The 6,126-nt window shown below is 71.0% G+C and carries 6 protein-coding genes; 2 read left to right on the forward strand and 4 right to left on the reverse strand.

Annotated features, from left to right (window positions below; genetic code table 11):
* The first annotated feature begins 298 nt into the window (after nucleotides 1-298).
* Nucleotides 299-778, forward strand: coding sequence for a hypothetical protein (locus tag DN069_RS33580; protein ID WP_111507024.1), 480 nt, complete (start codon nucleotides 299-301; stop codon nucleotides 776-778).
* Between the two features lie 216 nt (nucleotides 779-994).
* On the opposite strand, the gene DN069_RS33585 is transcribed toward DN069_RS33580, so the two are convergent.
* Both DN069_RS33585 and DN069_RS33590 read right to left on the reverse strand, forming a co-directional pair.
* Nucleotides 995-2,416: an FAD-binding oxidoreductase gene (locus DN069_RS33585; RefSeq protein WP_111507025.1), complete on the reverse strand. Its 1,422-nt coding sequence runs from the start codon at nucleotides 2,414-2,416 to the stop codon at nucleotides 995-997.
* Nucleotides 2,417-2,562: 146 nt separating this feature from the next.
* Nucleotides 2,563-3,522 (reverse strand): SDR family NAD(P)-dependent oxidoreductase, encoded by a 960-nt coding sequence (locus DN069_RS33590; RefSeq protein WP_111507026.1) that lies wholly within the window; start codon nucleotides 3,520-3,522, stop codon nucleotides 2,563-2,565.
* 130 nt (nucleotides 3,523-3,652) lie between these two features.
* Here DN069_RS33590 and DN069_RS33595 point away from each other — a divergent pair, with 130 nt between their 5' ends.
* Nucleotides 3,653-4,264: a TetR/AcrR family transcriptional regulator gene (locus DN069_RS33595; RefSeq protein WP_111507027.1), complete on the forward strand. Its 612-nt coding sequence runs from the start codon at nucleotides 3,653-3,655 to the stop codon at nucleotides 4,262-4,264.
* Nucleotides 4,265-4,388: 124 nt separating this feature from the next.
* Here DN069_RS33595 and DN069_RS33600 read toward each other — a convergent pair whose 3' ends face one another.
* Nucleotides 4,389-4,757 carry a hypothetical protein gene (locus DN069_RS33600; RefSeq protein WP_207892367.1) on the reverse strand — a complete coding sequence of 123 codons (369 nt, stop codon included), beginning with the start codon at nucleotides 4,755-4,757 and terminating at the stop codon, nucleotides 4,389-4,391.
* 120 nt (nucleotides 4,758-4,877) lie between these two features.
* A partial coding sequence (locus DN069_RS33605; RefSeq protein WP_111507028.1) for a DUF4331 domain-containing protein occupies nucleotides 4,878-6,126 on the reverse strand: 1,249 nt, incomplete at its 5' end.

Consider the following 6,126-nt stretch of genomic DNA (forward strand, 5'->3'; position numbering starts at 1 on the left):
AGACTAACCGGAGTGCACGGGACCGTCGCTCCAATAACGCCCAGGACTGCGACCACGGCAGAAACGGAGCCGGGTCCACCCACGCCGCGAGCCGGTCAGGGACCCCAGCCGGGGAGGACCGGTGGCCACCACCTACCGGCCCCGACCTTCTGGCCAGTGAGGCCGAGCGGTGAAGCGTCAGGGGAACGTCTGCCTAACGTCGTTCCCGAACTGAACGTGCACAGGCAATCTGACCTCAGGACGAACCACGGGGGACGTCCACGCGGGCACGACCAGCCCGCCAACTCAGGGGGAACATATGCCAGGTTGGACCGGACGGATCGCCAAGGCCGCCGTCGCCGGAGCAATCGCCGTCACAGGCGTTGCCGTCGGCACCGGCAGCGCCCACGCCGACAGCGCGAACGAATGCCGATCGCAGGTAGTCGGCAAAGGCTACTACTGGGTCGTCGACGGCGTCGGCATCGACTCCTGCTACAACGTCAAGGACGACGGCAGGACGATCTATGCCACGGTGCCGTTCGACGTCACCAACCACGACAAGATCGTGATCTGCGCGCACCTGCTCAACGCCAACAACCCCGGTGGGCCCTGGGTCCACGACTTCGGCTGTGACTACGCGACCTCCCTTGGGTGGGGGATTGCCCAGCCCGGATATTGCTGCTACGGGCAAGGCCGGTACTTCACTGCTCCTCCGGGCGCCTACATCGTCTCGGCGGGCTTCTGGCTGAACGGCCAGTACTACGGCGACGTCGAGAGCCCGAGGACCGTCATCGGCTGACGTAGCCGGGGCACCGAACGAAGGGGGCCCTTGAGACGGACACGTCCGCCGAGAACGTAACCGCTGCCGGTCAACGAACGTGGACGCTGACCGTGACGTGGTGGTCAGCTGAACCTCCAGGCGCGGCTCGACGCACGGAGGCCGGCCACCGATGAACGGGCGCGGACGGACTCCCACTTCACGGACACGGTGCAGTAGCTCTCAGGGCACGTCGGCTCACGGGAGCAGGGGCGCGAGTACCCCCGAAGGGTCGTAGCGGTGGCGCAGCGTCTGGAGTCGGGCCAGGTTGCCGCCGTAGGCGGCTCGCGTCTCGGCTTCGGTCTCCGGGAGGCCCGGGCGCAGTTCGACGTTGTAGACCCCGACGGTGTGCGCGGCCAGGGTCTGCAGCGTGTCGCGGGTCCACCTCCGGCAGGCCGCGTCGTCGACGTCGTCGTCCCAGATCGCGTTCAGCGGGATGCTCCACTCGGCGGTTCTGCCCCAGAACGCGGTGGCGGTGTCGTCGACGTCGGCCAGGGCCCCGCCGGTGTGCTGGAAGTCGATGCGGCAAGCCTTGGTCGGCGCGGCGCGGATTCGGTCCGCGAGGGCGTCGGCGACGGCGGCGTCGAGGGTGGGACCGGCCAGCGGCGCCTTGCCGAAGAACGAGCCGCGCGGACCGTCACCCGGGCGGGGCAGCCGGATCGGCGCGGGCTCGGCGCCGCCCGCGCCGGGGATGGCGAACTCGGGCAGTGCGCCCGGGCGGAGGCCGGACGCCTCCGTGCGGTGGAGCGGCGATGAGCCCGCCCCCGCGGCGACGGCGGACGCCGCGGACCTGGCCCGCTCGACGGCGCGGTCGTCACGGCTTGCGCACGCGGTGAAGACGAACAGGACGGGCTCGTCCGGCGAGAGCGGGGTGTGGCCGAGGACCGCGCTCATGGAGGTGTCCCGCGGCAGCTCGGGAGCGACCCGGAAGTAGGCGGCGAGCGCCTCCAGACCGAGCACCATCCGGTCGACCCAGACCGGACCGGTCTCGTGGGTCCGGAACACCGCGGAGGTGACGACCCCGACCATGGGCGCGCCGCCCCGGACCGCCCACCACAGGTCGGCGTCCTCGCCGGAGCTGCGCTCCGAGAGCTGGACGACGTCACCGGACGGGAGCACGAGCTCGACCCCCACGAGGTGATCCAGGGTGAGCCCCTGAGACCTCGTCAGGAAGCCGATGCCCCCTCGGGTGGCCATCCCCAGGCCGGTGTGGCCGACGACGCCGACGGGCACCGTTCGAGCCGCCGGGGCGAGAGCGGCGAGCATGGCGGCCATGGTCGCCCCGCCGTCGACGACCACGCGGTCTCCTTGCGGACGGGCGGCGCCCAGGTGCGCCGAGAGGTCCAGCATGACGGCCCCGTCGGCGACGCAGTTCGAGCTCAGACCGCCGCCGCGCACCGTCACCCGGACGCCGGCCTCCGTCGTGGCCCTCAGGACGGTCGCGACCTCGTCGGCCGTGCGGGGCGCCACGACGCACGCGGGTCGTCGACGGGCGGCCTCGGGGAAGAAGACCCGCGCAAGAGTGTTCTCGTAGCCGGCGGTCCCCGGCGCGTGCACTTCCGATCCGAGCCGCGAGCGCAACGGCCCGACGATGTGTGCGGAGGTGGCGTTACTGGTCACGGTGGCTCCGATTCCCGGTGATGCGGGTTTCGGGCGCAGAGCCTTCGGTTGTCCCGGACGGACAGTGACGCGACGTCATGAGGGTAGGTCAGCCGCGGAACCCGCACAAGATCTCCGGGGTGCCGTCGCGGGATCCGCAGCGCTGGTCACCTCGTCCCGAGGGTGTCGACGGACACCTGCCAGAGCCTTGCCGCCGCCTCCGGGTCGAGGGCGTAAGCCGCCACGCCCGTCCGGGCGCTGAGTTCGCCCACGACGGCCTCGTTGCAGTCCTCGAAGTAGCGGCCGGTGACGCCCGCCACCAGGGGTGAGGCGGCCAGCAGCACGGAGGTCGCCGCGCCCTGCTCCGGCGTCTTCCACTTCAGCTCCGTGCCACCGGCAGCCTGCGCCCGCAGCCGGGCCAGTTCCTCGTCGGAGACGTAGCGCTGGAGGTTGGTCCGGATCCCGCCGGGCATCAGAGCGTTCACCGTGATGCCGTCCGCCGCCCACCGCTTGGCGGCCTCGACAGCGAACAGCACGTTGGCGGTCTTGGACTGGCCGTAGGCGGACCAGGGCTCGTAGGGGCGCTCGCGGAAGTGGATGTCCTCGAAGACGACCGGGGAGCGGTGGTGGGCGCTCGAGCTGACCGCCACGACGCGTCCCCCGCCGTCGCGCGCCAGGGCCGCGTGAAGGCCGGTGGCCAGCGCGAAGTGGCCAAGGTGGTTGGTGGCGAACTGGAGCTCCCAACCCTCGGGGGTGCGGCGCTCGGGCGAGGCCATCACGCCGGCGTTGTTGACCAGGATGTCGAGCGGTCCCTCCCAGGCGGCGACGAACGCCGCGACGGAGGACTGGTCCGCCAGGTCCAGGTGGGCGACCTGCGTGTCCTTGTTCCCGGTGGCCGCGGTGAAGTCCGCGACGGTGCGGGCGCCCGCGGCCATGTCACGGACGGCGAGGGTGACCTCCGCGCCCGCGGACGCCAGCGCGCGGGCGGTCTCGACGCCGATGCCGGAGGCTCCGCCGGTGACGATGGCACGGCGGCCGGTCAGGTCGACGCCGGAGACGACCTCGGCGGCGGTCGACTCGGCGCCGAAGGGAGTGGTGAAGCGGGCGGGGGGAGTGGCGCTGTTCATGCTGGGTCCCGTCTGGCTGGGTGCCTGAAGCAGGGGTGGAGGGGCCCTGTAGAGTGATAACCGGAGGGCCCTCCGAATATCCCCAGGCTAAACGGAGGTTCCTCCGGTTGCAACCCGAGGAGGACCGACCGTGACCACCGCCGAGCCCCGACGCCTGCGCGCCGACGCCCGCCGCAACCGCGACCGACTGATCGAGGTGGCCGCACGGGCCTTCGCCCACGAGGGGCCGGAGGTGACGCTGGAGCTCATCGCCAAGGAGGCCGGCGTGGGGATCGGCACCCTGTACCGCCACTTCCCCACCCGCGAGGAACTGGTGGAGGCCGCCTACCGCGGCGAACTCGCGAAACTCTGCGACTCCGCCACGACGCTGCTGGACAGCACGGCGCCTGACGCCGCGTTGCGCGCCTGGATGGACGGCTTCATCGACTACATGTCGACCAAGCGGGGGATGTCCGACGCGCTGCGTGCCCTCATCGCCTCCGGGGGAGATCCCTTCTCGCACAGCCGGGCCATGCTGACCGCCGCGATCACCGAACTCCTTCAGGCCGGGGTCCCCGCGGGCGTGGTCCGCGCCGACGTGGAGCCGGACGACGTGCTGTTCAGCCTGAGCGGCCTGTCCCTGGCCGCCACGACCCCGGAGCACCACGCCCGCATGGCCCGCCTGCTCGACCTCCTGATGGACGGCCTTCGCCACCACTCGGCGTCGGATGCGGCTGGCGCGGACCCTCGACCAGGGCCTTGAGCTTTTCCAGGTCGGCGCGGACCGTGTTCTCGATCCTGTGGACCTGGGCCGTGCCGGTCGCCCGGGGCCCGTCGGTACCTTCCAGCCTGCGCCGTTCTTGCCCCTCAGGGCGACCACGGGACCGTCAGGCCCACGCGTAGTCGCTGACGTGGCCGTCGGTGACGGTGGTGGTGCCGTGGGCGGTGTCGTCCTGGTTCCAGACGGTGTAGCGGCCGGCGGGAAGGGGGGTGATGACGGCGGCGTACAGAGTCCGGCCGGGGAGGTGACGTGGGCGGACCGCGGCGTGCGTGCGCTGGTCGGGCAGGCCCACGGGACTGACGTGGATCTCCAGTGCGTCCTGCGCACGGGTGGCGTGGATGACGAGCGCTCCGGTTCCGGCGCCGATGTCGAGGACGACGCTGCCCTGACGGGAGGGGGCCGGCAGCGGCGCGTGCCCGTGCCCCGGCTGCTGCGGGTCGTGGACGTGGTGGTCGTGGATCTCACGGTGGGTCATGACCGGTTCCTCAGAGGCGGTTCGGGCTCCGGTGCCCGTCGACCGGGGCAGGGCCTTGGGGCGTTGGGCACCGGAGAGGTCAAGCAAGAGACGACGTCGTCGGGGACGCTGGCGCGGAGCTCAGGAAGCGGGGTGGTGGTAGCCGTCGTAGGGGACCCCGAGATACGGGAAGTGCTTCAGGTAGGGGTTCTTGGGTGAGGTGGCGTCCAGGCCGTCGGTGATCTCGCCGGCTGCGGTGTCCGGCTTGAAGGTCTTGTCGACGAGCGGGTAGGTAACGCCGGCGATGGCGCGCAGCTCGACGGTGACGACGTCGTCGAAGACCCGGCGTCCGTTGGGGAATCCGGCCGCGTCGCCGCCGATCAGCCCGAGGATGTTCGGTTTGGCCGTGGGCCGGATCGCGACGTTGAGGCGCAGCATGTCGGCCTCGGTGGCGCCGGTGAAGTTCTGGAAGTCGGGGAGGTCGGGGAGGACGCCCTTGGGGATGCCGGTGAGCAGGATCGCGAGCAGGTCGGCGCGGGGCTTTCCGGACTTGTCCAGCGCCTCCAGGTTCGGGAAGACGTCCGGGTAGAGCACCGGCAGCAGCCCCGCGAGCTCCGGATGGGCGACGTAGGAGGCGAACCGCTTGTCGTCCGCCGGGGGCAGGGCGTTCCACTCGTCCTTGCGGGCCATCGGGACGAGGACCTCGTTGAACAGCGGGTTGCCGAGGCGGGAGACCTGGACGAACGGGCCGGATTCGGAGTCCTTGCCACGCCCTTCCTCGATGATGCGGGAGGCGCGTCGGCTCGCGGAGGTCCACACCCCGATGACGGCGTGCGGGTTGTCGACGTCGGTCCCGTTCCAGCAGCCGTTGGTCAGCTCGTCGACGGGAACCTGCAGGGCGATGCTGTGGACGTTGAGTTCCTTGGTGGCGTTGACCCCGGGGGCGTTCTGGAAGCCCATCGCCTTGGCGAAGACCTGGAGGGACTGGAAGGGACGCAGGTCGGCGAGGTCGAAGATGGAGCCGAGGTCGACGTAGAAACCTTCCGCGCGCTGGCCGGCGAAGACCTTCCGGTTGCCCAGGTGGTGCACGGCCGCGTCGGCGAGCTTCTCGTAGTGGGGCGTCGACAGCGGGCCGATGTTGCACGGCGGGCACATCAGGTCCTTGCCGAGCACGGTGGTGCGGCCGCCGTGCTCGACCCGGGTGACCGTGTAGGTCTGGAAGCGGTTCCAGTTCGCCGAGTTCAGGGACGTGATGGGGCCGGTGTTGTAGAGGAAGGTGTCCCGGTTGCGCAGGTGGGTGGTGAAGCGGAACTGGTAGCTGACGTCGGGTCGGCCGTCGCCGTCGTTGTCGATGTGGATCTCGTAGAGCACGTCGTCGCCGAACTCGTAG

The organism is Streptacidiphilus pinicola (genome assembly GCF_003258295.1).
Classification (GTDB): Bacteria; Actinomycetota; Actinomycetes; order Streptomycetales; family Streptomycetaceae; genus Streptacidiphilus; species Streptacidiphilus pinicola.